The following is a 22,918-nucleotide window of genomic DNA, read 5'->3' as shown; positions in this document are numbered from 1 at the left end:
AATGGCGTTATCCGGTTTGCGTCCGATGAGTAAGAAGACCGACGTTACGCATGATCGACTAACCCAGCGCAGCGCCGCCGATGCGCCCGCGCAAGCCTCCGGCACCGCCGCGAGCCGCCTGCTCTCTGCGACCAACATCTGGTCGAGCGCGCCTGAACCGCCCATTGCGGAGGCGCCCGTTCCGAAGCCGCCGCCTGCCCGCGAAGAGATCGCGCAACCTACCCAGCCGGCTCCGCGGCCCGCCCCTGCTCCCACGAAGGCGGATAAGCGTTCTGCCTCCACGGATTGGCCACCGCGAAAATTGTCGCTGGCATTGCAGGGCGGCGGCACCTTTGCCGCTTTCACCTGGGGCGTGCTGGAGCGCCTCCTGGAAGAGCCGGGAATCGAATTCGACACCATCAGCGGCGCCAGCGCGGGCGCCATCAACGCGCTGCTCCTCGCCTGCGGCCTTGCCGAGGGCGGCCGCGAGGGCGCGCGGGCCCGCCTCGACCGGTTCTGGGTGCGGCTGATGCACGAGGCCTCGTTCCGCTCACTGATGCTGGTCGGCGGCTTTTCGCCGGCCGGAAGCTCCGTGGCATTCGGGCCGACGCTGCGGTCCGGCCAGTTCGATCCGTTCGATCTCGATCCGCTGCGGCGGGCGCTGTCGCGCGACATCAATTTTGCCGCGCTGCAAGCCAAGGCCTGCCCGAAACTTCTCATCGCGGCGACGCGGATCCGCGACGGGCACCAGCAGGTGTTTTCGAACGACGCGATCACCGCCGACGTCGCGCTGGCCTCGACCTGTCCGCCGCTGGTGCATTGCGCCATCGAGATCGAGGGCGAGGCCCATTGGGACGGCGGCTACGGCGGCAATCCGCCGCTGGTGCGGCTGGTGCAGGAGTCGCGGACGTCCGATGTGCTGGTCGTCCAGGTGACGCCCTCGCGCGACAGCTACGTGCCGATCACGCTTGCCGCGATCGACCGCCGGCTCGACCAGATCGCGGCCAATGCCACGCTCAACGCCGAGATCGCCGCGGTGGAATGGGCCCGCGCCGGCTCCGTACCTGCGCTGCGCCTGTTCCGGATCGCAGCGGAAGACGAGATCGAGGGGCTGGCGCAGCGCTCAGCGACCGATCTCGGCCGCGGCTTCATCCGCCTGTTGCATCGGAACGGCCGCGCCGCCGCCGAGCGGTGGCTGCGGCAGGAGACGCGCAGCGAGCCGTCCGTTCAGCGCACGCCCGCCGAGCCTGCGTTAGTGTGACCCCGCGAGCGCGTTCTCGAGGAAGCGCGCCGCCGCCAGCGCGCCCGCATCATTGCCGAAGCGCGCGATGAGTTGCGCGCCGACCGGCAGGCCGTCGATCTTCAATGCCGGCACGTTGACGCAAGGATTGCCCATCAGCGTCCACAGCCGGTTGTAGCGGGCATCCCCGGTGGTCGAGAGGCCCTTCGGGGCGGCGCCAGGCGCGGAATAGGTCAAGAGCACGTCGACGCCCTCAAAGACCTCGCCGAGCTCGCGGCGGCCGCGACGGCCAATCCGGCGCGCCTCGTCATATTGCGACGGCGTGAGCCCGACGGTCTCGTCGAGATTGGCGCGCAGCATCGGCGCGATCTCGTCATGGCGCTCTGAGAATTCCCAGGCGAGCGCGCGATGCGCCTCAAAGTCCATGATGATCGGATGAATGCGCCAGGCCTCGCGCACCATCTCCGGCAGGTCGATGGTTTGAACACTGGCGCCGGCGCGCTGCGCGGCCTTGATGGCGGCCGCAAGCCCCTGCTCGGCGGCCGGCTCGACCTCTCCGGCAAATTCCTGCCGGACCACGCCGATGCGCGGCGATTTGGCACCGCCAATATCTGAGAATTCGGCACGCCCCGTCATCGCGAACAATCCGCGCGCGATGTCCTCGACGCCGGCACCGAACAACCCGACCGTATCGAGCGCCCAGGAGAAGCATTTGACGCCCACCGTCGGCAGCAGGCGGAACGACGGCTTGATCGCCGCGACCCCGCAATAGGCCGCAGGCCGAATCACCGAGCCGCCGGTCTGCGTGCCCAGCGCCAGCGGGATCATGCCGGCCGCGACAGCGGCCGCCGAGCCTGCGGACGATCCGCCCGGCGTGTGGCCGGGATTGTGCGGATTGAGCGTGACGGTCGGATCGCGCGAGGCAAAGGCCGTCGTCGTGGTCTTGCCGATGACGGTGGCGCCGGCGCGCTTGAGCATCATCACGACCGGCGCATCCGCGCGCGGCTGCCATCCCTTGTAGATCGACGAACCCATCTCGGTCGGGAAATCCGCGGTGTCGATGATGTCCTTGATGCCCACCGCGATGCCGCGCAGGGGACCGTGTGCCGCCGCCTTCGCCGACTTGGCGTGGCAGACGAAGGCCCGGACATCCTTCTCCCGAGCCTCGATCGCTGCAAGCGACTGCGCGATCGCGGCATCCGGCGAAAGCTCGCCCCTCTCGATGCGGCTCTGGAGGTCGGCGAGTGAGATCATGGCAAAAATCCTTCTTGTTGGGAGCGCTTTTAGCATCGCAAGTCAGTGGCGCAAGCGCAGCGCCCTGTTGCCCACGCGCCCAGGTTGTTCCATGCTGCGCCCGCAAGGAGACGCCGTGGACGCCATCAACTCAAGGATCGAGCTGACCGAAGCCGACAGGATCGACCGCTTGCGCCTGATCCGCTCGGACAATGTCGGCCCGCGCACTTTCCTCTCACTCGTCAACCACTTCGGCACAGCAAGGGCTGCCCTGGACCGGCTGCCGGAGCTTGCGCGCCGTGGTGGCGCGGCGCGGTCGGGACGCATCTGTCCCGCTGACGAGGCCAGGGCCGAACTTGCCGCAAGCCGGAAGCTCGGCGTCAGCTGGCTCGCACCCGGCGAGGACGGCTATCCCGCGCGGCTGGCGACGATCGACGACGCTCCGCCGTTGCTCGCGGTGCGTGGCGACGCCGCCAGCTTGATGCGGCCGATGATCGGGATCGTCGGCTCGCGCAACGCGTCCGGCGCCGGGCTGAAATTTGCAGGCCAGCTCGCGCGCGAGCTTGGCGAGGCCGGCTTCGTGATCATCTCGGGCCTTGCACGCGGCGTCGACCAGGCCGCGCATCGCACGAGCATCGCAAGCGGCACGGTCGCCGTGCTCGCCGGCGGGCACGACTGCATCTACCCGCCCGAGCATGAGGACCTGCTTGCCGCGATCCTCGACCAGAGCGGCGCCGCGATCTCCGAGATGCCGCTCGGCCACGAGCCGCGCGCCCGCGACTTCCCCCGCCGCAACCGCCTGATCTCGGGCGCGTGCCTCGGCGTGGTGGTCATCGAGGCCGCGCAGCGCTCGGGCTCGCTGATCACCGCGCGCATGGCGGCCGACAGGGTCGCGAGGTGTTTGCCGTGCCGGGCTCGCCGCTCGACCCGCGCGCAGCCGGCACCAATGATCTGATCAAGCAGGGAGCAACGCTCGTGACGGAAGCCGCCGACATCATCAATGCCGTACAGCCGATCATGGAACGGCCGGTGATGCATCCGGCCGGCGAGCCCGACAGCGAGCCGTTTGAAAGCGATCCGCAAGGCCATGACCGCGATCAGATCACCGGCCTGCTCGGCCCCGCACCGATCTCGATCGACGATCTCGTGCGGATGTCGGGCGCCTCGCCTGCGATCGTGCGCACCGTGCTGCTCGAACTCGAGCTCGCCGGCCGCCTCGAGCGTCACGGTGGAGGTCTCGTCTCGCTGCTCTAAAGCGCGATGAGATTGGGATGAATCGTCATCGCGCTTTAGGTTGTTGTTTGAGCATGATCTTTTCGGAAAACCGCTTCGCACTTTTCCGGATCATGCTCTAGGAGTCTTTTTTGACCCGTTTTCCAGACTCGAACCGGTCTTGAAAACGCTATGGATTGCGCTCATCGAAGCGCGCCCGCGCCGCCTCGATTTCCCTCTGGTGCTCCTTCGCCCACATACCGAGCGCTTGCACCGGCCGGCTCAGCCCGTGACCGAGATCGGTCAGCTCATAATCCACGCGCGGCGGAATCGTCGGGAAGATCGTCCGCGTGACGAGCCCGTCGCGCTCCAGCCCCCGCAGCGTCAAGGTCAGCATCCGCTGCGAGATGCCGTTGATCATGCGCTTGAGCTCATTGAAGCGTTTTGGCCCGTCGCCGAGCATCATGATCACGAACACGCTCCATTTGTCGCCGACGCGGGACAGGATCGAGGCGACGCCGCGACAGTCGGAATGCTGGGGATCGGGCCGCATTGGCGGGGCAGGCAAATGGCTGTGTGCAGGTTTCAAAGATGTGCCCATGGCTCAAAAAAGTGCGTTCTTGCGGGGATTTCGGTAGTCACTCATGTAGTGCGGGTTACAAATCTATACCACGGGTGACCCCAATGAAACTCCTCCATATCGACTCCAGCGTGCTCGGCCCCCACTCCGTCAGCCGGCAGGTTTCCTCCGCTATCGTCGCGCGACTGCGCGAAGCCTCGCCGACACTCGATGTCTCCTACCGCGACCTGACGCAAACCCCGCTCGCGCATCTCTCCGGGACACATCTGGCAGCGGCCCAAGGCGCTTCCGCTCCGGCGGAGCTCGCCGCCGACCTTGCCGCCAGCAAAGCCGTGCTGGACGAGTTCCTCGCCGCCGACATCGTCGTGATCGGCGCGCCCATGTACAATTTCACTATCCCGAGCCAGCTCAAGGCCTGGATCGACCGCATCTTGGTGGCGGGAAAGACGTTCCAATACGGCGCCAACGGTCCGCAAGGACTGGCGGGTGGCAAGCGCGTGATCGTGGCGATCTCGCGTGGTGGCTTCTATGGGGCCGAGACGCCTTACGCCGCGGGCGAGCATCTTGAAACCTATTTGCGCTGGGTGTTCGGCTTCATTGGCATCACCAATCCGGAATTCATCTTCGCCGACGGCATCCAAATTGGGCCCGAGCACCGTGAAAAGGCGCTCGCAAGCGCACTTCAGGCCGCAACCAGCCTGCGTGCGGCATAAGCTCGGCGCCAATACCATCTGCCGCCGCCAAATGCCGGCGGCGGCAGTTGCATCACGCGCCTCTCACGAAGCTAAAACCACATCCCTTGCACACCGAGGATGACGGCGATGAGCGAGATGAACAGGCCGATGCAGGAGAACAAAGCGACCGCGACGAGCTGATGGCTGTCGGATTGCTTCGTGGGGATCGCGGACCGTTCGGTGTAAATGCGCGGTTCTGAAATCGATGAAATAATGCGAGCGGCTTTCGGCATTACGGGCTCCCTTAAATGGGTCTTATGACCCCTGCCCGTAGAAATGTCTTTGCAGCGCACGCCAAGGTTCAACCTCATCACGTACAGTTTTGAAATTACGTCTTACGGATGAGGGAACCCATCGGCGCAACCGTCTCGTCGCGCCGACGGATTCAAATTTTCACATCATCCGATCAACCGCGAAAGATCGGCGCGCCCGCAGGCGAGCCGGTCGCGCCGCCATCGACGAAGATCTCGGCGCTCTGGACATGCGCGGAATCATCGGAGGCGAGAAACAGCACGGTCTTCGCAATGTGATCTGCTTCACCAATTCGGCCGAGCGGCGTTGTCTTGGCGATGCGGCTCTCCAGCGCGGCAAATGCCTCGTCGGTCGGCGCTGCGCCCTTCCAGATCGGCGTGCGGGCCGCGCCCGGCGCCACCACGTTGACGCGGATATTGCGCGGCGACAGTTCGGACGCCATCACCCGCGCCATCGCGCGCACGCCGGCCTTGCTCGCGGCATAGGCGGAATAGCCCGGATTGCCGAGCACCGAGATCACCGAGCCGTTGAGAATGATGGACGCGCCGTCATTGAGATACGGCAGCGCCGCCTGCACGGTGAAGAACACCGAGGTGATGTTGGTGCGGATCACCTGCTCGAAGGCAGACAGCGCGGTGCCGCCGAGCGGCGTGTTGCCGGGGATGCCGGCATTGGCAAAGACGATGTCGAGCTTGCCGAATTTTTCGACCGCGCGCGCGATCGCCTTCTCGGTCGCGGCGACATCGTTGATGTCGGCTTCGACCGCAAAACCATTGGGTCCAAGTTCCTTTGCGGAAGCCTCCAGCGTCTCCCTGTTGCGCCCGGTGATGGTGACCTTGGCGCCCTCGGCCACGAACAGCCTTGCCGTCGCAAGGCCGATGCCGCTGTTGCCGCCGGTGATGAATGCCGTCTTGCCCTTCAGTCTCACGCTCGCCTCCAGTGGTTGCATAATGAAACCTGATTGCGATCTAGGCCATCTGGTTCTATGATGCAACCACACAAGCGCGTGATCGCGCGAAGGCGGAACGACACGATGGTGAAACGAACGAGCTTTGAGGGAGACTCCTGCCCGATCGCGCGATCGCTGGAAGCGATCGGCGACTGGTGGTCGCTCCTCATCATCCGCGAGGCGCTCTTTGGCCTGCGCCGATTCGGCGAGTTCCAGGGCAAGCTCGGCATGGCCAAGAACATCCTCGCCACGCGGCTGCGCGCACTCGTCGACCATGGCATCCTGAAGATCGCCCCCGCCTCAGACGGCAGCGCCTATTCAGAATATGTGCTCACGCCAAAAGGCCGCGGCGTCTTCACGGTCCTGGTCGCGCTCCGGCAATGGAGCGAGGAGTTCGACGATCATCCTGAGGAGATCGCGACCATCCTGGTCGATCGCGACAAGGGCCGCCCGGTGCGGAAGCTCGAGCTACGCGCGGAGGACGGGCGGTTGCTGAGTGTCGGCGAGACCACGCTCAAGGCGCGGCCGGCGGCCAGGGCACGACGAAGGGCTGGATAGCTGCAAATTGCGGGGGCACGGTGCCTCTCCCTCATGTCGTCCTGGCGAAAGCTAGGACCCACTATCCCGGCTGCTCGTTGTTGCAGAGAAAGAGGCGACGAGCGTTTCCGACAACCCAACCCTGTGGTTATAGATCTTGGCTTTCGCCAGGACGACACGGAGTAGGATCGCGCGCTATCCCGCCGCTCGCCCCCTCACGACAGCTTGCGTTTGCTGCGCAGGCGGATGTGCTCGTCGGCCTCCAACTGCGTCATGCCGAGTAGATAATGCAGCACGTCGAGCTTGTGGCGCTCGGCGATCCGGCGCAGATGAGCCACCTGTTCGGCGATGAACGCGACCGCCTCGTCCGCCCCGCCCTCACCCGGCTCCTCGCTCCGCGAACGCTTTCCTCCGGCCGCGGCGGCCTGCGTCCGCTTCCTTGCTGGTTTTGTCACCAGACCCCATCCGAATCCTTGCCCGGCCCGGACTCTACGCCGCCCCACTCACAACTCAAAGGTGGTATAATACAACTTTTTCGATATGAAACTTTGCTCATTTTCGGCCCGTTCAACACCCCTCGATTTGACAGGGACGGCCTCACCACTCATGTTCGGGTCGAAACGGCCGACCCGAGTCCCTTCGAATTTGGCCTCAATTTCCCCCGTAAGTTACTGGAACTACATGAATATCGTCATTGTGGAGTCGCCGGCGAAAGCCAAGACGATCAACAAGTATTTGGGCTCGTCCTACGAGGTTCTGGCCTCGTTCGGCCATGTCCGCGACCTGCCGGCGAAGAACGGATCGGTCGATCCGGACGAAAATTTCAAGATGATCTGGGAGGTCGACCCCAAGGCGGCCGGCCGGCTCAATGACATTGCCAAGTCGCTGAAGGGCGCCGACCGCCTGATTCTGGCCACCGACCCCGATCGCGAGGGCGAGGCGATCTCCTGGCATGTGCTGGAGGTGTTGAAAGAGAAGCGCGCGCTGAAGGACCAGAAGATCGAGCGCGTGGTGTTCAACGCCATCACCAAGCAGGCGGTCTCGGAAGCGATGAAGCATCCGCGCCAGATCGACGGTGCGCTGGTCGACGCCTATATGGCGCGCCGCGCGCTGGACTATCTGGTCGGTTTCACCCTCTCCCCCGTGCTGTGGCGGAAACTGCCGGGCGCCCGCTCGGCCGGCCGCGTGCAGTCGGTGGCGCTGCGCCTCGTCTGCGACCGCGAGCTCGAGATCGAGAAGTTCGTCGCGCGCGAATACTGGTCGCTGATCGCGACCCTGCTGACGCCGCGGGGCGACGCCTTCGAGGCCCGCCTCGTCGGCGCCGACGGCAAGAAGATCCAGCGCCTCGACATCGGCACCGGCGCGGAAGCGGAAGACTTCAAGAAGGCGCTGGAACTAGCGACCTACGCCGTCACGGCGGTCGACGCCAAGCCGGCGCGCCGCAATCCGCAGGCCCCCTTCACCACCTCGACGCTTCAGCAGGAAGCCAGCCGCAAATACGGCTTTGCGCCCGCACATACGATGCGGATCGCGCAGCGGCTCTATGAGGGCATCGACATCGGCGGCGAGACCACCGGACTCATTACTTATATGCGTACCGACGGCGTGCAGATCGCTGGCGAAGCGATCACCCAGGCGCGCAAGGTGATCGGCGAGGATTACGGCAACGCCTACGTGCCGGACAGCCCCCGCCAGTACCAGACCAAGGCCAAGAACGCGCAGGAAGCGCATGAGGCGATCCGCCCGACCGACCTCTCCCGCCGTCCCGCCAGCATGGCCCGCAAGCTCGATGCCGATCAGGCCAAGCTCTATGAATTGATCTGGAAGCGCACAATCGCAAGCCAGATGGAAGCGGCCGAGCTCGAGCGTACCACCGTCGACATCACGGCGAAGGCAGGTTCCCGCACGCTGGAGCTGCGCGCCACCGGCCAGGTCATCAAGTTCGACGGTTTCCTCGCGCTCTATCAGGAAGGCCGCGACGACGAGGAGGACGAGGACTCCCGCCGCCTGCCCGCGATGAGCGCGGGCGAGGCCGTGAAGCGGCAGTCGCTTGCCGTCACCCAGCATTTCACGGAGCCGCCGCCGCGCTTCTCGGAAGCCTCGCTCGTCAAGCGCATGGAAGAGCTTGGCATCGGCCGGCCCTCGACCTATGCCTCGATCCTCCAGGTCCTGAAGGACCGCGGCTACGTCAAGCTCGAGAAGAAGCGCCTGCATGGCGAGGACAAGGGCCGCGTCGTGGTCGCGTTCCTGGAAAGTTTCTTCAGCCGCTACGTCGAATACGACTTCACCGCTGATCTGGAGGAGCAGCTCGACCGCATCTCCAACAACGAGATCTCCTGGCAGCAGGTGCTGAAGGACTTTTGGCGCGACTTCATCGGCGCCGTCGACGAGATCAAGGACTTGCGCGTCGCGCAGGTGCTCGACGTGCTCGACGAGATGCTCGGGCCGCACATCTATCCGCCGCGCGCCGATGGCGGCGACGTCAGGCAGTGCCCGAGCTGCGGCAGCGGCCGGCTCAACCTGAAGGCCGGCAAGTTCGGTGCGTTCGTCGGCTGCTCCAACTATCCGGAATGCCGCTACACCCGCCAGCTCGCAGCCGACGGTGAAGCCAGCGCCGACCGCTCGCTCGGCCAGGATCCCGACACCGGCTTCGAGGTCTGGGTCAAGGCCGGCCGCTTCGGGCCGTACATCCAGCTCGGCGAGCAGAAGGACTATGCGGAAGGCGAGAAGCCGAAACGCGCCGGCATCCCGAAGGGCACCTCGCCCGGCGATGTCGACCTCGAGCTTGCGCTGAAGCTGCTGTCGCTGCCGCGCGAGATCGGCAAGCATCCGGAAACCGGTCAGCCGATTACGGCCGGTCTTGGCCGCTTCGGCCCGTTCGTGAAGCACGAGAAAACCTACGCCAGCCTGGAGGCCGGCGACGAAGTCTTCGACATCGGCCTCAACCGCGCGGTGACGCTGATCGCGGAGAAGGCTGCGAAGGGCCCGAGTCGCCGCTTCGGCGCCGATCCCGGCAAGGCGATCGGCGATCACCCGACACTCGGCACCGTCACCGTGAAGAGCGGCCGTTACGGCCCCTATGTCACCGCGGGCGGCGTCAACGCCACGATTCCGAGCGAGATCGAAAAGGACGCGATCACGCTGCCCCAGGCGATCGCGCTGATCGACGAGCGCGCGGCCAAAGGTGGCGGCAAGGCCAAGGCCAGCAAGACGGCAAAGAAGGCGACCAAGGCCGCCAAGCCGGACGATGGCGAGGCCGCAACCAAAGCCGCAAAGAAACCGGCCGCGAAAAAAGCCGCGGCCAAGACGAAATCTGAATCAACCAGCAAGGCACGCGCAGCCGTGTCGTCGACGGCCAAGACGTCGCCGACCAAGACATCTGCCGCGGCCAAGGCACCGGCCAAGAAGAGTGCCGGCAAGAATTAGAGGTTAAGTGAAACGTAAGAATGACCATGGCTTTCCCGATCGGAACGCCATCGTCGCCTTCATCAAGGCAAATCATGGAAAGGTCGGAACCCGCGAGATTGCACGCGAGTTCGGCCTGAAGAACGCCGATCGCATCGAGCTCAAGCGCATGCTGCGCGAGCTCGCCGACGACGGAATCATCAAGAAGAAGCGCCACAAGGTCTCGGAGCCGGACAGTCTGCCTCCGACGCTGCTCGCCGACATCACCGGCCGCGACACGGACGGCGAGTTGATCGCCTCCCCCGCCGAATGGGACGAGGTCGAAAGTGGCGAACCGCCAAAGATCCTCATCGAAATGCCGCGCCGGCCAAAGCCAGGCACCGCCGCCGGCGTTGGCGACCGCGCCCTGCTTCGCATCGAGCGCTCCAACGAGACCGAAGGTCCCGCCTGGCGCGGCCGCATCATCAAGGTCATCGACAAGGCCAAGAGCCGCGTCCTCGGCGTCTTCCGCAGCCTGCCCGAAGGCGGCGGACGGCTCGTACCGGTCGACAAGAAGTTCGCCGACCGCGAACTCAACATTGCGAAGACGGACACGCAAGGCGCCCAGGATGGCGACCTCGTCAGCGTCGACATCGTGCGCTCGCGCGGCTTTGGCCTGGCCTCGGGCCGGGTGAAAGAGAAGCTCGGCTCGGTCAAGTCGGAGAAGGCGATCAGCCTGATCGCGATCTACGCCCACGACATCCCCCTGCAATTCTCTCCCGCCGCCGAGCGCGAGGCGGAAGCGGCGGAGCCGGCAAACTTGAAAGGGCGCGAGGACTGGCGCGACGTCCCGCTCGTCACCATCGATCCGCCCGACGCCAAGGATCACGACGACGCGGTGCATGCAGAGGCCGATCCGGACCCCAACAACAAGGGCGGCTTCATCGTCAATGTCGCGATTGCGGATGTGAGCTTCTACGTCCGACCGGGCACTGCGCTCGACCGCGACGCGATCGACCGCGGCAACTCCGTCTATTTCCCCGACCGCGTCGTGCCAATGCTGCCCGAGCGGATCTCCAACAATCTCTGCTCGCTGGTGCCGGGCGAGCCGCGGGGCGCGCTGGCAGTGCGGATGGTGATCGGCCCCGACGGCCGCAAGCGCTCCCACTCGTTCCATCGTATCCTGATGCGCTCGGCGGCAAAGCTGCATTATGCGCAGGCGCAGGCCGCGATCGACGGCCGGCCGGATGACACCACCGGCCCCCTGCTCGATCCGATCCTCAAACCGCTCTATGCCGCCTACGCCTGCGTCAAGCGCGCCCGCGACGAGCGCGACCCGCTCAACCTCGATCTGCCCGAGCGCAAGATCCTGTTGAAGAGCGACGGCACGGTCGATCGCGTCATCGTGCCTGAAAGGTTAGACGCGCACCGGCTGATCGAGGAGTTCATGATCCTCGCCAACGTCGCGGCAGCCGAGATGCTGGAGAAGAGATCGCTGCCGCTGATCTATCGCGTGCACGACGAGCCGACGCTGGAAAAGGTCCACGCGCTCCAGGAATTTCTGGAGACGCTCGACGTGCCCTTTGCCAAGAGCGGCCCGCTACGCCCGACCCTGTTCAACCGCGTGCTGGCCCAGTTGGAGGGCCACGACTACTACCCGCTGGTCAGCGAGGTGGTGCTGCGCGCACAGGCACAAGCGGAATATTCGGCCGAGAATTACGGCCATTTCGGCCTCAACCTGCGCCGCTACGCGCATTTCACCTCGCCGATCCGCCGCTACGCCGACCTCGTGGTGCATCGCGCGCTGGTTCGCGCGCTGGGCCTGGGCGAAGGTGCGTTGCCCGACAGCGAGACGCCGGAAAGCCTCGGCGAAGTCGCCGCGCATATTTCGGTCACCGAACGGCGCGCGATGAAGGCCGAGCGAGAGACCGTCGACCGGCTCATTGCGCATCATCTCGCCGATCGCATCGGCGCGACGTTCCAGGGCCGCGTCTCCGGCGTCACGCGCGCCGGCCTGTTCGTCAAGCTCGACGACACCGGCGCTGACGGCTTGATCCCGATCCGATCCCTCGGCACGGAATATTTCAACTATGACGAGAGCCGCCACGCCCTGGTCGGCTCGCGCAGCGGTGCCATGCACCAGCTGGGTGATGTCGTCGACGTCCGTCTGGTAGAAGCTGCTCCCATTGCCGGCGCGTTGCGCTTCGAGCTGCTGTCGGCGGGCGAGAGCGCGCCGCGCGGCCCCAGGAATTTTCGCGGTCCCCGCAAATCGCAAAAGGCGCGGCCTGGACGCAGCCCGGAGAAGAAGCGCAAGCCGGAGAAGCAGAAGAAGTCCGGCAAGGGGAAGAAAGGCAAGGGGTCGAAGGGCAAGGCATGGAAGCGATGAGCACGGCGCCGAAGATCTGGACGCGCGAGACCGGCCTCGTCGAGAAGCGCGACGTCTGGGAAGCGATGAAGCGCGGCTTTCGCGGCCGCTGCCCGCGTTGCGGCCAGGGAAAGCTGTTTCGCGCGTTCCTGAAGACCGCAGACAGTTGCTCGGCCTGCGGGCTCGACTTCACGCCGCATCGCGCCGACGACCTGCCGGCCTATCTCGTGATCGTCATCGTCGGCCACATCGTGGTGCCGACCATCCTCTGGATCGAGACCAACTACACCACGCCGGCCTGGATCAGCTTCGCCGCCTATCTGCCCTTCACCTTCGTCGCCTCGCTCGCGCTACTGCAACCGGTGAAGGGCGCCGTGGTCGGCCTGCAATGGGCCCTGCGCATGCACGGCTTTGACGACAATCCGCCGGATGGTATCCCGCCGGTGTAGAGCATGATCCGGAAAAGTGTGTAGCGGTTTTCCAATAAGATCATGCTCAAAACAAAGAGCCACAATGAACAAGAAAGTTCGGGGTTGGAGATGACGGACGTGGCGCAAGCGGCACCAGAAAAAGTCCACGAAGAAAAGGAAGCCGATCACCATCCGTATTTTCGGCCGAAGGATGCTGCCACCCTGATCCTGGTCGATCGCAGCGGCTCGATTCCAAAAGTGCTGGTCGGCAAGCGCCACGACAAGGTGGTGTTCATGCCGGGCAAATTCGTGTTCCCCGGTGGTCGCGTCGACAAGGCCGACTATCGCGTGCCCTGCGCGGCGCCGATCACGCCGGAGCTTCAGGCCAATCTGTTCAAGGGCAGCCCGAAGACGGAAGCCTCGCGTGCAAAATCGCTTGCGGTCGCCGCGATCCGCGAGGCCTGCGAGGAAACCGGTCTCTGCCTCGGGCGTCAGCACGAGGGCAAGGCGCCGAAGCTCGACGGCCCCTGGAAGCCGTTCGCCGATGCGGGCCTCCTGCCCGATCCCTCCGGCCTGTTCCTGATTGCGCGCGCCATCACGCCGCCCGGCCGCGTCAAGCGTTTTGACACGCGCTTCTTCACCGCGGATGCCTCCGCCATCACCCATCGCGTCGAGGGCGTGGTGCATGCAGATGCCGAACTGGTCGAGCTGGTCTGGGTCGAGCTCGGCTCGCAGCCGCTCGCGGATTTGCATCCGATGACGCGGAACGTGCTCAACGAGCTGGACAAGCGGCTTGCCACCGGCCCGCTCCGCCACGATGCGCCGGTGCCGTTCTTCCATTTCTACGGCGGCAAGATGCAAAAGGATATCTTGAGCTGACCTGAGACGGATCACTCGTCCGCGTCGGGCTCCGTGCCGACATAGTCGCGCGCCGGAAGCTTGAGCGCGCGGCCGAGCTCGTTTGCAAAGCTGTTCGCGTCTTCGCGCTTGGTGAAGCTCGACAGCGTGATCGGCGTGGTGCCCTTGTTGCCGCAGAGGTTGACGTCGTACATCGTCAGCTCCGGATCGCAGTCATCGGTGATGCTGATCAGATGGTAGCCCGACAGATTGCGTAAGGAGCGGATGTTCAGCAGGCCGAACTGCCTGGTGATGACCACCTGACGCTGCTTCTCGTTCAGGACGATGAAATAGCGGAATGTCAGCAGGATGAGGCCGGGAATGCCGACCGCAAGGCCGAGACCTGCGAAGACCAGCACAGGCACCCAGTCGTCCGCCAACCGCCCGAAGCCGGACAGGTCCTGGCGCAGCCCGAGGCCGACATTCCAAAGCAGATAGGCGCTCGCCGCAAGCAGCGGCAGCGACAGCAACCGGCCGATCCAGGGCATCGGCCGATCGATGCGAATTGTACCGTCCGCTGACATTGCGCTGGCCATTGCCTGTCTCCTCACGGGCCGAAGTCATGGCTTGGTCGGATCAAGAGGCCGATCGGTTCGAGGAAGCGCCCGTCGCTCTCCCGTCATTCCGGGGCGCGCCTCTTGGCGCGAGCCCGGAATCCATTCCTCCGTGGTCGTGCGGCCCGATGGATTCCGGGCTCTCGCTGACGCGCGCCCCGGAATGACAATTGTGCTGAGAGGCGGCCGAAAAACAAAAAATTGTTCCGCGTCCGCCCCGTAGCACCGAGCCGGGTCGCACCTATGTCATCTGCAACGACACTCAGCACGGATACGGGCCGATGGCACAACGGCAACTCAAGCTCGGCGCGTTCATGCGCCCGATCTCAATCCACACCGGCGCCTGGCGCTATCCCGGCGCCTGGCCCGACGCCAATTTCAATTTCGGCCATATCAAGCAGCTGATCAGGAAGCTCGAGGCCGGCAAGTTCGACGCCTTCTTCATGGCCGATCACCTCGCCGTGCTGAACATGCCGATCAATGCCTTGAAGCGCAGCCACACCGTGACGTCGTTCGAGCCGTTCACGCTTCTGTCAGCGCTCTCCGCCGTGACCGAGCGCATCGGCCTGATCGCGACGGGCTCGACCACCTTTGACGAGCCCTACCACGTCGCGCGTCGCTTTGCTTCGCTCGACCATCTCAGTGGCGGTCGCGCCGGCTGGAACATCGTCACCACCTCGAATCCGGACGCGGCGCTGAATTTCGGCCTCGACGATCACATGGAGCACGCCGAGCGCTACAAGCGCGCCCGCGAATTCTATGACGTGGTCACGGGCCTCTGGGATTCCTTCGCCGACGACGCCTTCGTGCGCGATGTCGAACAGGGTCTGTTCTTCGAGCCGTCGAAGATGCACGTGCTCGACCACCAGGGCAAATATCTCAGGGTGCGCGGCCCCCTCAACATTGCCCGGCCCGTCCAGGGCTGGCCGGTGATCGTGCAGGCCGGCGCGTCCGAGGACGGCAAGCAGCTCGCGGCGGAGACGGCAGAGGCCGTGTTCACGGGCGGCGGCAGCCTTGCCGACGGGCAGAAGCTCTATGCCGACATCAAGGGGCGGATGGAGAAGATCGGCCGCGATCCCGAGCACCTGAAGATCCTGCCGGGCGCCTTCGTCGTGGTCGGCGACAGCGTGGACGAAGCCAGGGAGAAGCGCGCCTTGCTCGACAGCCGCGTGCACTACGACAGCGCCATCGCCTCGCTCTCGGTCATCCTCGGCACGGATGCGAGCGGCTTCGACCCCGACGGGCCGCTGCCGCCGATCCCCGAGACGAATGCCAGCAAGAGCGGCCGGCAGCGGATGGTCGATCTCGCGGCGCGCGACAAGCTCACGGTGCGCCAGCTCGCCCAGCGCGTCGGGGGATATGGCGGGCTTGCCTTCGTCGGCACGCCCAAGACCATCGCCGACCAGATGGAGGAATGGCTGGTCGGCCGCGGCTCCGACGGCTTCAACATCATGTTCCCGTTCGTGCCCGCAGGCCTCGACGATTTCGTCGACAAGGTCGTCCCGGAACTGCAACGGCGCGGGATTTTCCGGAAAGAGTATGAAGGGGCCACTTTGAGAGAGAATCTGGGCCTGCCGCGGCCGAAAAACCGGTTCTTCGAGGGTTAATCGGGCCGATTTGAGCGAGTTTCTGGCCGCAAAACCTTGACTTTGGGCGGTTTGTGGCTAGGTTGCCGGCCAACGCGGGCCGTTTGGCCGGCTCCTCAAATCCCATTCCATTCGAGGTTTCTGAACATGGCCAAAGCGGTCACCATCAAGGTCAAGCTCGTGTCCTCGGCTGACACCGGCTTCTACTACGTCGCCAAGAAGAACTCGCGCACCATGACCGAGAAGCTGGTCAAGAAGAAGTATGACCCGGTCGCGCGCAAGCACGTCGAATTCAAGGAAGCCAAGATCAAGTAAGATCGCGGACTACGCTGAACGACTTTGACGGGGCCATTCGCGGCCCCGTTTTTATTTGCGGCCGATGGTCGTAGCCTCCACGTCCATGATCGCAGCCCTGGACGAGGGAAATGTCGGTGGCTACTCGGTCGCCTATGGCCGCGACGACACCTATTTTCCGGTCTACGTCACCGCGGCGCTCGCCGCGATCTTCTGCACCGCTGCGTTCGTCACCGGCGCGCTCTACTGGCTTGCGCTCGCAGCGCTCGCGGCCGGATTCACCTACTACAACATTCCTCTGCTCGAGACCGGCCGGCCCACCATCGGCGCCAACCAATACGGTATCTTCATCCAGGCCTTCGGCCTGATCCGGTGGCGCGCGATCGAGCGAATCGATCTCGTCGAGATCGCCGAACGCGCTATGACTGTGCACGAGCTCCAGATCGTGCTGAACGCGCCGCTCACCAGCGCGCTGGTGGCCGACTGGCGCAAGCAGCCGTCCTGGCGCTGGCTGATGCGCCTGCCCTGGCGGATGAGCCACACCAACATGGTGCGGATCAATGTCGAGCCGTTCGATCAGCCGCCGGACATGATCCATCGCACGTTCCTGCGGATGTGGCGCTACTATCGCAGCTAGCCGGCAGACCCGTCTCCGTCACGTCCTGTGCACGAGGTGCGCATAGGCCTCGGCCCTCATGCCGTAGGTCCAGGCCACCGCCTCGCGCGCCGTGCGCAGATTGGCCGGCACCTGGAGGAAGAAATGCCTGCGCGTGCCGTCGGGCTCGGGCGTCGCGTTCACGACCTCCACCGCCGCCCAAGCGTCCGCGGCCAGCCAGTTCCGGCGCCACAGGATTCCGGTCTCGTCCTCGGCGATGGGGGTGGCGCCGCCGAGCGCGACGTAACGCTCCGGCGTCATGATCTCGATCATGCAGCGGCGGACCTGGACATCGATCTGCTCGTCGATCGCGGCGAGCGTGATCCTGTCCTTGTGTTCGATAATCCAGCGCGGCACCTCAACACCGCGCCAGGCCCAGATCGACCACCCATCGGGGTAACGCAGCGCCGGGCCGCTCGCCTGATGCAACCGGTCGCGTGCATCACCGCACAAGAGGTTCGGTCGCTCTGCGAGCCAGCAGGTGCGCTCATGCGGCTGGAGCCAGCCGGCGCTCATCGCGAGCTGCATCAGGCCACGCAACGACTCCGTCTCGCCGCGCAGACCGAGCACCTCGCGGAGATAGTCGTAAGCACCAAGCCACGACAGATCGTGCGGCCCCGCCGCGCAGGTCGTAAAATTGCGGGGAGCAACGATCGCTTCAAGCAGACCGGATAGCGACAGGCCGGTTCGACGGAGCTGGCCGAACATGGACGGATTCTGTTCCGGCACGCTCCGTACCACCACCTCGGCCGCAGCGCTGACCAGCCCATCGGCAGGATTGACGTCGCTTTCGATCGTGGCGAGCACCTTCCGATGCAACCGCCTCGCAACCAGCGAAGCAATTCGCCGGCGGAGGCGATCGACCAGACGCAAGCGCACATTGCGGCCGTCGTCGCCCGACATCCGGCCAGCGAGCTCGGCAAGCGCAAACGGGCTGTCGCACCACACGATGCGGGCCGGCGGCTCCAGTCCTGCGGACTGATAGGCCAACCGCACGGCCCGCTCCGCGGCGCCGCGATTGGCAGGTGCCGTCGACCGCCGGACGGCAGCCCACCGCGCTCGGTACTCCCCGAGCGCTCCCCGCTGCTCCGCCGTCAGTGCCTGCTCAGTCGGCAAGGACGCGCGCATCCCGCGGGCCCAGTTCGCGCTGGCGGCGCACGCGGTAGGTCCCTCGCGGCAACGTCAGCGGCGCGTGCTCCTGATGCGTCACCCGCGCATAGGCCGCGGCGATCAGGAGATGTCCGACATACAGCCCGGCCGGAATGTCGCGCGCCAGATCGTCGTCGCGAAACAGCGTCACGCGCTCGCTGATCGCATGACAATGTCCGGTGGCCTCGCCCTCCAGCAGGACCAGCGGCACACCTTCGGCGGTTTCGGCGAGCGTTCCCGATGGCGCTACATCGGGTACCCGCTCGATCAGCAGGTCACCTTGCGCAAAGATCTCGGTCATCTTGCCTTCTCCCGTGCCGACGCATCCGCGGGGCAAGCGCGGACGGCCGGGTTGGTTCAACATCGTTATCAACGATCTAGTGCACGACCTCGCCATGCAGTGCGAGATCGAGACCGTCGCGCTCCATATCCTCCGACACCCGCAAACCGACGAACAGCTTGACCACGTAGAGGATGATCAGGCTGACGACGGCGTCGTAAACAATGACGGTGGCGACGCCGATGCACTGGTTGATGAACTGGCCGGGGTTTCCTTCCAGAGCACCCGCGGTGCCGCCATATTGCTCGACGGCAAAGATGCCGGTGAGCAGTGCGCCGACGATGCCGCCGACGGCGTGGACGCCGAAGCAATCGAGCGCATCGTCATAGCTGAACATGGCCTTCAGCCCGGTGCATCCCCAGTAGCAGAGGACGCCGGCCGCAATCCCGATCACGAAGGCGCCAACCGGGCCGACGAAACCGGACGCTGGCGTGATGGCAACGAGACCTGCCACCGCGCCCGAGCAGATGCCGACGACCGTCGGCTTGCCCTTGAGCGACCACTCCACCAGCATCCAGGTAAAGCCGGCAACGGCCGTTGCGATCTGCGTCACCAGCATCGCCATGCCGGCCTGCATGCCCGCCGTCACCGCCGAGCCCGCGTTGAAGCCGAACCAGCCGACCCAGAGCAGCGAGGCGCCGATGAAGGTCAGCACCATGTTGTGGGCCGGTCCCGTTTCCTTGCGCTTGCCGAGCATGATGGCGCACATCAGGCCTGCCACGCCGGCATTGATATGCACGACGGTCCCGCCGGCGAAGTCGAGCACCTTGACCCAGGCGGCGTCGTTGCCGGAGGCGAAGATTCCGTCCGGGCCCCACACCCAATGCGCGATCGGCGCATAGACGAAGATCGCCCACAGGCCGATGAACCAGAGCATCGCGGAAAACTTCATCCGCTCGGCGAAGGCCCCTGCGATCAGCGCCGGCGTGATGATCGCAAAAGTCATCTGGAAGCAGATGTAGACGCTTTCGGGAATCGTCGCCGCGAGCGGATTGGGGTTGCCGATCCCGCCTTTGCCGATATCGCTGAGGATGTCCTTCAGGAACATGCGGTCCAGCCCGCCGATGAACGGCGTGCCGGCGCGGAAGGCCAGGCTGTAGGTCAGGATGGCGAACAGGATGGTGATGAGGCAGGTTACTGCAAAGCTCGTCATCACGGTGTCGCCCACGTTCTTCTTGCGCACCATGCCGCCATAGAACAGCCCAAGCCCCGGAACCGTCATCATCAGCACCAGCGCGACCGAGGTGAGCATCCAGGCGGTGTCGCCGGGATTTGGCGTGCACTTCTCGAGGATCTTGCCGCCACAAGCGGGGGGCGCCGCATCCTCCGCAAGCGCGACGTCGCCGAGGACGAGGTAGAGAAGTGCAATTCCCAACAGCGCCACCACCAACGTCACGAGTCTTTTGCGCGTGGATGTTCTTGATTCCATCATCGTCCTCCCAAGTCGCAAGAGATGCCTTCCGGGCACTGGCTTGACTGGAACCGTCGAGACGAAGGTTCGCGCCGGCGACGCGCCAGCGCGATCAGCTCGAATTTTCGGGACACAATGTTCACGGCTCGGCGCGATGAGGTCGTCGAGCGTCGATGGCTGGAGACTGGCGGCGACCAGCCTCATGGCTTATCGGCCTTTCCCTTGTCGCCAGATCGGAAAGCGTCAGAGACGGTTCCAATTCTTGATCAAGGAACGTGCAAGAATCGCACCATCGACACTATTCATTCAACCCACTGAATGCGTTTCGATTCCCGTTTGCTGCTTTGCGACAGGCGCGTCGTGCGCTGCTTCACGCGGCGGCGCACTGCCCAACGAATGAGCAGACGCCGACGATGCCTATGCCGTTCGCAAGAGTGGCGGCGCCGTCGGTCGGATCAGCGCAAACGCGATCTGGACGATGCCGGCGGCAAGCCCCACCGCGACACCGATGCGCCAAGCCATGTTGTAGGAACCGAGCGCGTCATAGATCAGACCGCCGCCATAGGCGCCGACGAAGCTGCCGATCTGATGGCTCATGAACGCAAGCCCCTGGATCATCGCCTGCCATTGCAGCCCGAACATCTCTGCCACTGCGCCTGCGACCAGCGGGCCGACGCCGAGCCAGACGAATCCCATCAGCGCGCCGAACACCAGCGTCGAGGCCGGCGATGGCGGCAGCATGAAATACCAGGCGAGCACCAGCGAGCGCACGACGTAGATGCCCCCCAACAACGCGAGCTTGTTCCAGCGCTGGCCGGCCCAGCCGAAGAACAGCGAGCCCAGCACATTGAAGCCACCGATCACGCCGAGCGTCTTCGCGCTCAACATCGGGTCCATGCCGCAGATGAGCAAATACGACGGCAGGTGCGTGGTGATGAAGATGAGCTGCATACCGCAGACGAAATAGGCTGCCGCCATCACTACGAAGGAAGCGTTGCCGAGCGCGGCTGTGGCCGCGGTCGTCGCCGAGACATTGCCGAGGCCGCTCGCCTTCGGCAGCGGAATGCGATCGATCCGCCCGGCAAACCATGCCGCCGGCAGCATCACCAGCGAGAGCACCACAAAGCCGGCGAGCCCGATGCGCCAGCCGTAGCCCTCATTGAGCATTTGCCCGATCGGCGCCGACAGCAGCGCGCCGAGCGAGCCCGCGGCCGAAACCATGCCGAGCACCGTCGAACGCACGCTTTCTGGCACCGCGCGCGCAGCGACCGACATCGCCATCGCAGCCGCCGTGCAGGCGAGCGAGGTGCCGATCAGCACCCCTGCCCCCAGCATCACGAAAATCATGCCCTGGGCACATGCCATCAGTGCAAGGCCCACAATGTAAAGCAACGCGCCGGTCATCATGATCACGCGAAAACCGTGGCGCACCGTGAGCGCGCCGGCGAGCGGTTGCAGAAAGCCCCAGGCGAGGTTTTGCACGGCGATCGCGAGGGTGAAATCGGAAACGGAGATGCCGACGTCGTGAGTCAGGGGCTGGAGGAAGATGCCGAGCGATTGCCGCAAGCCCATGCTGAGCGTCAGCATCAGCGAGGCCCCGATCAGGATCGGGAGCGTCGGACGAAGCGCCTGCAGCAGTGGCATGCTTGATCTCCCGTTCTCTTGTTCTCGCGGCGATTCGCCACCTGCCCATGCGGCTTGATTACACAGGCCTGTGTAACTTAGAATAAGCACGCGATCCGCTGTCAAGGACCAAGTAAACAGGTCTGTGTAATGGCTGCCCCTGCAAAATCGGATATCAAGACGGACATGAAGGAGCGGATCCTCAAGACCGCCGACCGGCTGTTCTATCTTGAGGGCATCCGCGCCGTCGGCGTCGATATGGTCGCGGCCGAGATCGGCATCAGCAAGCGCACGCTCTACAACCACTTTCCGTCCAAGGACGCGCTGATCGCGGCCTATCTCGAGCGGCGCTTCGTAAGCGCACGCCCTTCCGACAAGCCGCCGGCCGAGCAGATCCTCGCTACCTTCGATTCGCTGGAGCGGCGCTTTGCGGCCAAGGATTTCCGCGGCTGCCCGTTCGTGAATGCGGTGGCCGAGCTCGGGCCTTCGGATCGCGCCGTGAAGAAGATCGCAATCGCCTTCAAGGAAAGCCGCCGCCTCTGGTTTCGCGACCGCCTGACCGAGCTCGGCGTTGCCGATGCGGAGGCGCTCGCGACACAGCTCGTGCTGCTGGTCGACGGTTCGATTGCGCAGGACCTCGTGCGTGACGATCCGGCAATGGCCCGCGCGGCGAAGGAAGCGGCGACGGTGCTGCTGCGGAATGCGGGGGTGGATGTGGGTGGTGATGCGAAGCCGGTGCAGCGTAGCAAGCCGACGCCAAAATAGCCGCCGTCGCCGAATCGTGCCGTGTCATGCCCCGCGAAGGCGGGGCATCCAGTATTCCAGAGACAGCGAGGCGAGAACCGTGAGGCCGCGGCGTACTGGATTCCCCGCCTACGCGGGGAATGACAGCTGAGTTTGTGGGACCGTCGCCGCCCTACCAATATGCTCCTGTTTTGCCCGACGGGTCAAACCGCCCTGCTACCCGCGCAAGTCTCGATCCAACTAACGCTACTGTGCATGGGACCGCTTTCCGGTTTTGTCTTGTCCCTCGCCCATCCTCATACCGGCTGCCACATCAGCATCGGCACCTAGCAGGCTTTGTGCTACAGGGAAAAGGAAACGAGAAAGCTGGTTAGCTAGGTGCGATGTCAGAAAATTACTACGACGCTCAGCTCGAAGAACTAAAGCAACGATCCGTCGATCGTCTGCTTTCCGCGGACGTGTTCGACCTCCCCGCGTTTCAAGCCCTACATGCCCATCTGTGGCACAAGGCTCGGGGACTTAAAAACGAGTACGTGATTTCCAAACAAATACTGGCCTGCATTCGGTCTGCCGCGACAGCAATCGAAAGTCGGGCGGAATACCTGTCATCGGTCCGGGAGCATGTCCACTTGGCCGGAGACTTCCACGCCATGCTCGATAGGCTCATAGCAGGTGAAATCGAAGGTGACCGCACCGCTGGGATTCCGCGCATAATTTGACTTACACCGGTTATGGAACGCAGCGCACGCCGCACTAACCGCTGCCACCGCATCACACGGTGTCATCACCC

Annotated in this window: 22 protein-coding genes and 1 pseudogene; 13 read left to right on the top strand and 10 right to left on the bottom strand. The window is 64.8% G+C overall.

The annotated features are described in order from the left end of the window. The first annotated feature begins 25 nt into the window (after nt 1-25). The gene (locus QQL28_RS07575) at nt 26-1,240 is read left to right on the top strand and encodes a patatin-like phospholipase family protein (protein WP_284262946.1); all 1,215 of its coding nucleotides are present in this window, start codon (nt 26-28) and stop codon (nt 1,238-1,240) included. Here the strand turns inward: QQL28_RS07575 and QQL28_RS07570 are convergent. After that, nucleotides 1,232-2,473, bottom strand: coding sequence for an amidase (locus tag QQL28_RS07570; protein ID WP_284262944.1), 1,242 nt, complete (start codon nt 2,471-2,473; stop codon nt 1,232-1,234). The genes QQL28_RS07575 and QQL28_RS07570 overlap by 9 nt on opposite strands. A gap of 91 nt (nt 2,474-2,564) precedes the next feature. Between QQL28_RS07570 and dprA the strand changes: the two are divergent. Continuing rightward, a pseudogene (dprA, locus tag QQL28_RS07565) lies at nt 2,565-3,706 on the top strand (DNA-processing protein DprA). A 148-nt stretch (nt 3,707-3,854) separates the two neighbouring features. On the opposite strand, the gene QQL28_RS07560 reads toward dprA, so the two are convergent. After that, nucleotides 3,855-4,265 (bottom strand): winged helix-turn-helix transcriptional regulator, encoded by a 411-nt coding sequence (locus tag QQL28_RS07560; RefSeq protein WP_284262942.1) that lies wholly within the window; start codon nt 4,263-4,265, stop codon nt 3,855-3,857. A gap of 83 nt (nt 4,266-4,348) precedes the next feature. Between QQL28_RS07560 and QQL28_RS07555 the strand changes: the two genes are divergently transcribed. Beyond that, nucleotides 4,349-4,957, top strand: a complete 609-nt coding sequence (locus tag QQL28_RS07555; RefSeq protein ID WP_284262940.1) for an FMN-dependent NADH-azoreductase — start codon at nt 4,349-4,351, stop codon at nt 4,955-4,957. A gap of 71 nt (nt 4,958-5,028) precedes the next feature. Here the strand turns inward: QQL28_RS07555 and QQL28_RS07550 are convergent, their stop codons facing one another. Together QQL28_RS07550 and QQL28_RS07545 are read right to left on the bottom strand one after the other, a co-directional pair. Beyond that, on the bottom strand, nt 5,029-5,211 hold the full coding sequence (locus tag QQL28_RS07550) for a hypothetical protein (RefSeq protein ID WP_284262938.1): 183 nt from the start codon (nt 5,209-5,211) through the stop codon (nt 5,029-5,031). Nucleotides 5,212-5,384: 173 nt separating this feature from the next. After that, complete coding sequence (locus QQL28_RS07545) at nt 5,385-6,158, bottom strand: SDR family NAD(P)-dependent oxidoreductase (protein ID WP_284262936.1); 774 nt, start codon at nt 6,156-6,158, stop codon at nt 5,385-5,387. A gap of 105 nt (nt 6,159-6,263) precedes the next feature. Between QQL28_RS07545 and QQL28_RS07540 the strand changes: the two genes are divergently transcribed. Beyond that, nucleotides 6,264-6,737 carry a winged helix-turn-helix transcriptional regulator gene (locus QQL28_RS07540; RefSeq protein WP_284262934.1) on the top strand — a complete coding sequence of 158 codons (474 nt, stop codon included), beginning with the start codon at nt 6,264-6,266 and terminating at the stop codon, nt 6,735-6,737. Nucleotides 6,738-6,931: 194 nt separating this feature from the next. On the opposite strand, the gene QQL28_RS07535 is transcribed toward QQL28_RS07540, so the two are convergent. Next, the gene (locus tag QQL28_RS07535) at nt 6,932-7,171 is read right to left on the bottom strand and encodes a hypothetical protein (protein WP_284262932.1); all 240 of its coding nucleotides are present in this window, start codon (nt 7,169-7,171) and stop codon (nt 6,932-6,934) included. A 226-nt stretch (nt 7,172-7,397) separates the two neighbouring features. Between QQL28_RS07535 and topA the strand changes: the two genes are divergently transcribed. The 4 genes from topA to QQL28_RS07515 all read left to right on the top strand — a co-directional run bounded on the left by topA (nt 7,398) and on the right by QQL28_RS07515 (nt 13,754). After that, the gene (gene topA / locus QQL28_RS07530) at nt 7,398-10,142 is read left to right on the top strand and encodes a type I DNA topoisomerase (RefSeq protein ID WP_284262929.1); all 2,745 of its coding nucleotides are present in this window, start codon (nt 7,398-7,400) and stop codon (nt 10,140-10,142) included. Between the two features lie 7 nt (nt 10,143-10,149). After that, nucleotides 10,150-12,486 (top strand): ribonuclease R, encoded by a 2,337-nt coding sequence (gene rnr / locus QQL28_RS07525; RefSeq protein ID WP_284262928.1) that lies wholly within the window; start codon nt 10,150-10,152, stop codon nt 12,484-12,486. Then, nucleotides 12,474-12,914 (top strand): DUF983 domain-containing protein, encoded by a 441-nt coding sequence (locus QQL28_RS07520; protein WP_284262926.1) that lies wholly within the window; start codon nt 12,474-12,476, stop codon nt 12,912-12,914. Before rnr ends, QQL28_RS07520 begins: the two co-directional genes overlap by 13 nt. A gap of 90 nt (nt 12,915-13,004) precedes the next feature. Further along, nucleotides 13,005-13,754 (top strand): NUDIX hydrolase, encoded by a 750-nt coding sequence (locus QQL28_RS07515; protein ID WP_284262924.1) that lies wholly within the window; start codon nt 13,005-13,007, stop codon nt 13,752-13,754. 11 nt (nt 13,755-13,765) lie between these two features. Here QQL28_RS07515 and QQL28_RS07510 read toward each other — a convergent pair whose 3' ends face one another. Next, nucleotides 13,766-14,308 (bottom strand): hypothetical protein, encoded by a 543-nt coding sequence (locus QQL28_RS07510; protein WP_284262921.1) that lies wholly within the window; start codon nt 14,306-14,308, stop codon nt 13,766-13,768. 299 nt (nt 14,309-14,607) lie between these two features. On the opposite strand from QQL28_RS07510, the gene QQL28_RS07505 reads away from it, so the two are divergent. The 3 genes from QQL28_RS07505 (at nt 14,608) to QQL28_RS07495 (ending at nt 16,843) form a co-directional block, all read left to right on the top strand. After that, nucleotides 14,608-15,933 carry an LLM class flavin-dependent oxidoreductase gene (locus QQL28_RS07505; RefSeq protein WP_284262914.1) on the top strand — a complete coding sequence of 442 codons (1,326 nt, stop codon included), beginning with the start codon at nt 14,608-14,610 and terminating at the stop codon, nt 15,931-15,933. A 126-nt stretch (nt 15,934-16,059) separates the two neighbouring features. Then, entirely contained in the window at nt 16,060-16,227 is a 168-nt protein-coding gene (gene rpmG, locus QQL28_RS07500; RefSeq protein WP_027522986.1) for a 50S ribosomal protein L33, read from the top strand. 85 nt (nt 16,228-16,312) lie between these two features. Next, nucleotides 16,313-16,843, top strand: coding sequence for a hypothetical protein (locus tag QQL28_RS07495; protein WP_284262911.1), 531 nt, complete (start codon nt 16,313-16,315; stop codon nt 16,841-16,843). A gap of 18 nt (nt 16,844-16,861) precedes the next feature. Here QQL28_RS07495 and QQL28_RS07490 read toward each other — a convergent pair whose 3' ends face one another. The 4 genes from QQL28_RS07490 to QQL28_RS07475 form a co-directional block, all read right to left on the bottom strand. Beyond that, on the bottom strand, nt 16,862-17,857 hold the full coding sequence (locus QQL28_RS07490) for a DUF6745 domain-containing protein (protein WP_284262909.1): 996 nt from the start codon (nt 17,855-17,857) through the stop codon (nt 16,862-16,864). A 109-nt stretch (nt 17,858-17,966) separates the two neighbouring features. Next, nucleotides 17,967-18,311: a hypothetical protein gene (locus tag QQL28_RS07485; protein WP_284262906.1), complete on the bottom strand. Its 345-nt coding sequence runs from the start codon at nt 18,309-18,311 to the stop codon at nt 17,967-17,969. A gap of 76 nt (nt 18,312-18,387) precedes the next feature. Beyond that, complete coding sequence (locus QQL28_RS07480; RefSeq protein ID WP_284262904.1) at nt 18,388-19,782, bottom strand: ammonium transporter; 1,395 nt, start codon at nt 19,780-19,782, stop codon at nt 18,388-18,390. 396 nt (nt 19,783-20,178) lie between these two features. Beyond that, nucleotides 20,179-21,405, bottom strand: a complete 1,227-nt coding sequence (locus tag QQL28_RS07475) for an MFS transporter (protein ID WP_284262902.1) — start codon at nt 21,403-21,405, stop codon at nt 20,179-20,181. A gap of 165 nt (nt 21,406-21,570) precedes the next feature. Here QQL28_RS07475 and QQL28_RS07470 point away from each other — a divergent pair, with 165 nt between their 5' ends. Further along, nucleotides 21,571-22,149 (top strand): TetR/AcrR family transcriptional regulator, encoded by a 579-nt coding sequence (locus tag QQL28_RS07470; RefSeq protein ID WP_284263553.1) that lies wholly within the window; start codon nt 21,571-21,573, stop codon nt 22,147-22,149. A gap of 362 nt (nt 22,150-22,511) precedes the next feature. Continuing rightward, a complete protein-coding gene (locus tag QQL28_RS07465) occupies nt 22,512-22,847 on the top strand; it encodes a hypothetical protein (protein WP_284262900.1) in 336 nt (111 codons plus the stop codon). The last annotated feature ends 71 nt before the right edge of the window (nt 22,848-22,918 follow it).

The organism is Bradyrhizobium iriomotense (assembly GCF_030160715.1).
GTDB classification, from domain to species: Bacteria; Pseudomonadota; Alphaproteobacteria; order Rhizobiales; family Xanthobacteraceae; genus Bradyrhizobium; species Bradyrhizobium iriomotense.
This window is presented reverse-complemented; position numbering and strand designations above follow the sequence as displayed.

What these genes read in the sequence shown, in the direction of transcription:
- QQL28_RS07470 (WP_284263553.1), top strand. Translation starts at nt 21,571, where the DNA reads ATGAAGGAGCGGATCCTCAAGACCGCCGACCGGCTGTTCTATCTTGAG.
- QQL28_RS07520 (WP_284262926.1), top strand. Translation starts at nt 12,474, where the DNA reads ATGGAAGCGATGAGCACGGCGCCGAAGATCTGGACGCGCGAGACCGGC.
- QQL28_RS07570 (WP_284262944.1), bottom strand. Translation starts at nt 2,473, where the DNA reads ATGATCTCACTCGCCGACCTCCAGAGCCGCATCGAGAGGGGCGAGCTT.
- QQL28_RS07485 (WP_284262906.1), bottom strand. Translation starts at nt 18,311, where the DNA reads ATGACCGAGATCTTTGCGCAAGGTGACCTGCTGATCGAGCGGGTACCC.
- QQL28_RS07550 (WP_284262938.1), bottom strand. Translation starts at nt 5,211, where the DNA reads ATGCCGAAAGCCGCTCGCATTATTTCATCGATTTCAGAACCGCGCATT.
- topA (WP_284262929.1), top strand. Translation starts at nt 7,398, where the DNA reads ATGAATATCGTCATTGTGGAGTCGCCGGCGAAAGCCAAGACGATCAAC.
- QQL28_RS07575 (WP_284262946.1), top strand. Translation starts at nt 26, where the DNA reads ATGAGTAAGAAGACCGACGTTACGCATGATCGACTAACCCAGCGCAGC.
- QQL28_RS07555 (WP_284262940.1), top strand. Translation starts at nt 4,349, where the DNA reads ATGAAACTCCTCCATATCGACTCCAGCGTGCTCGGCCCCCACTCCGTC.
- QQL28_RS07495 (WP_284262911.1), top strand. Translation starts at nt 16,313, where the DNA reads ATGATCGCAGCCCTGGACGAGGGAAATGTCGGTGGCTACTCGGTCGCC.
- QQL28_RS07480 (WP_284262904.1), bottom strand. Translation starts at nt 19,782, where the DNA reads ATGATGGAATCAAGAACATCCACGCGCAAAAGACTCGTGACGTTGGTG.
- QQL28_RS07505 (WP_284262914.1), top strand. Translation starts at nt 14,608, where the DNA reads ATGGCACAACGGCAACTCAAGCTCGGCGCGTTCATGCGCCCGATCTCA.
- QQL28_RS07515 (WP_284262924.1), top strand. Translation starts at nt 13,005, where the DNA reads ATGACGGACGTGGCGCAAGCGGCACCAGAAAAAGTCCACGAAGAAAAG.
- QQL28_RS07560 (WP_284262942.1), bottom strand. Translation starts at nt 4,265, where the DNA reads ATGGGCACATCTTTGAAACCTGCACACAGCCATTTGCCTGCCCCGCCA.
- QQL28_RS07510 (WP_284262921.1), bottom strand. Translation starts at nt 14,308, where the DNA reads ATGGCCAGCGCAATGTCAGCGGACGGTACAATTCGCATCGATCGGCCG.
- QQL28_RS07540 (WP_284262934.1), top strand. Translation starts at nt 6,264, where the DNA reads ATGGTGAAACGAACGAGCTTTGAGGGAGACTCCTGCCCGATCGCGCGA.
- rpmG (WP_027522986.1), top strand. Translation starts at nt 16,060, where the DNA reads ATGGCCAAAGCGGTCACCATCAAGGTCAAGCTCGTGTCCTCGGCTGAC.
- QQL28_RS07465 (WP_284262900.1), top strand. Translation starts at nt 22,512, where the DNA reads ATGTCAGAAAATTACTACGACGCTCAGCTCGAAGAACTAAAGCAACGA.
- QQL28_RS07475 (WP_284262902.1), bottom strand. Translation starts at nt 21,405, where the DNA reads ATGCCACTGCTGCAGGCGCTTCGTCCGACGCTCCCGATCCTGATCGGG.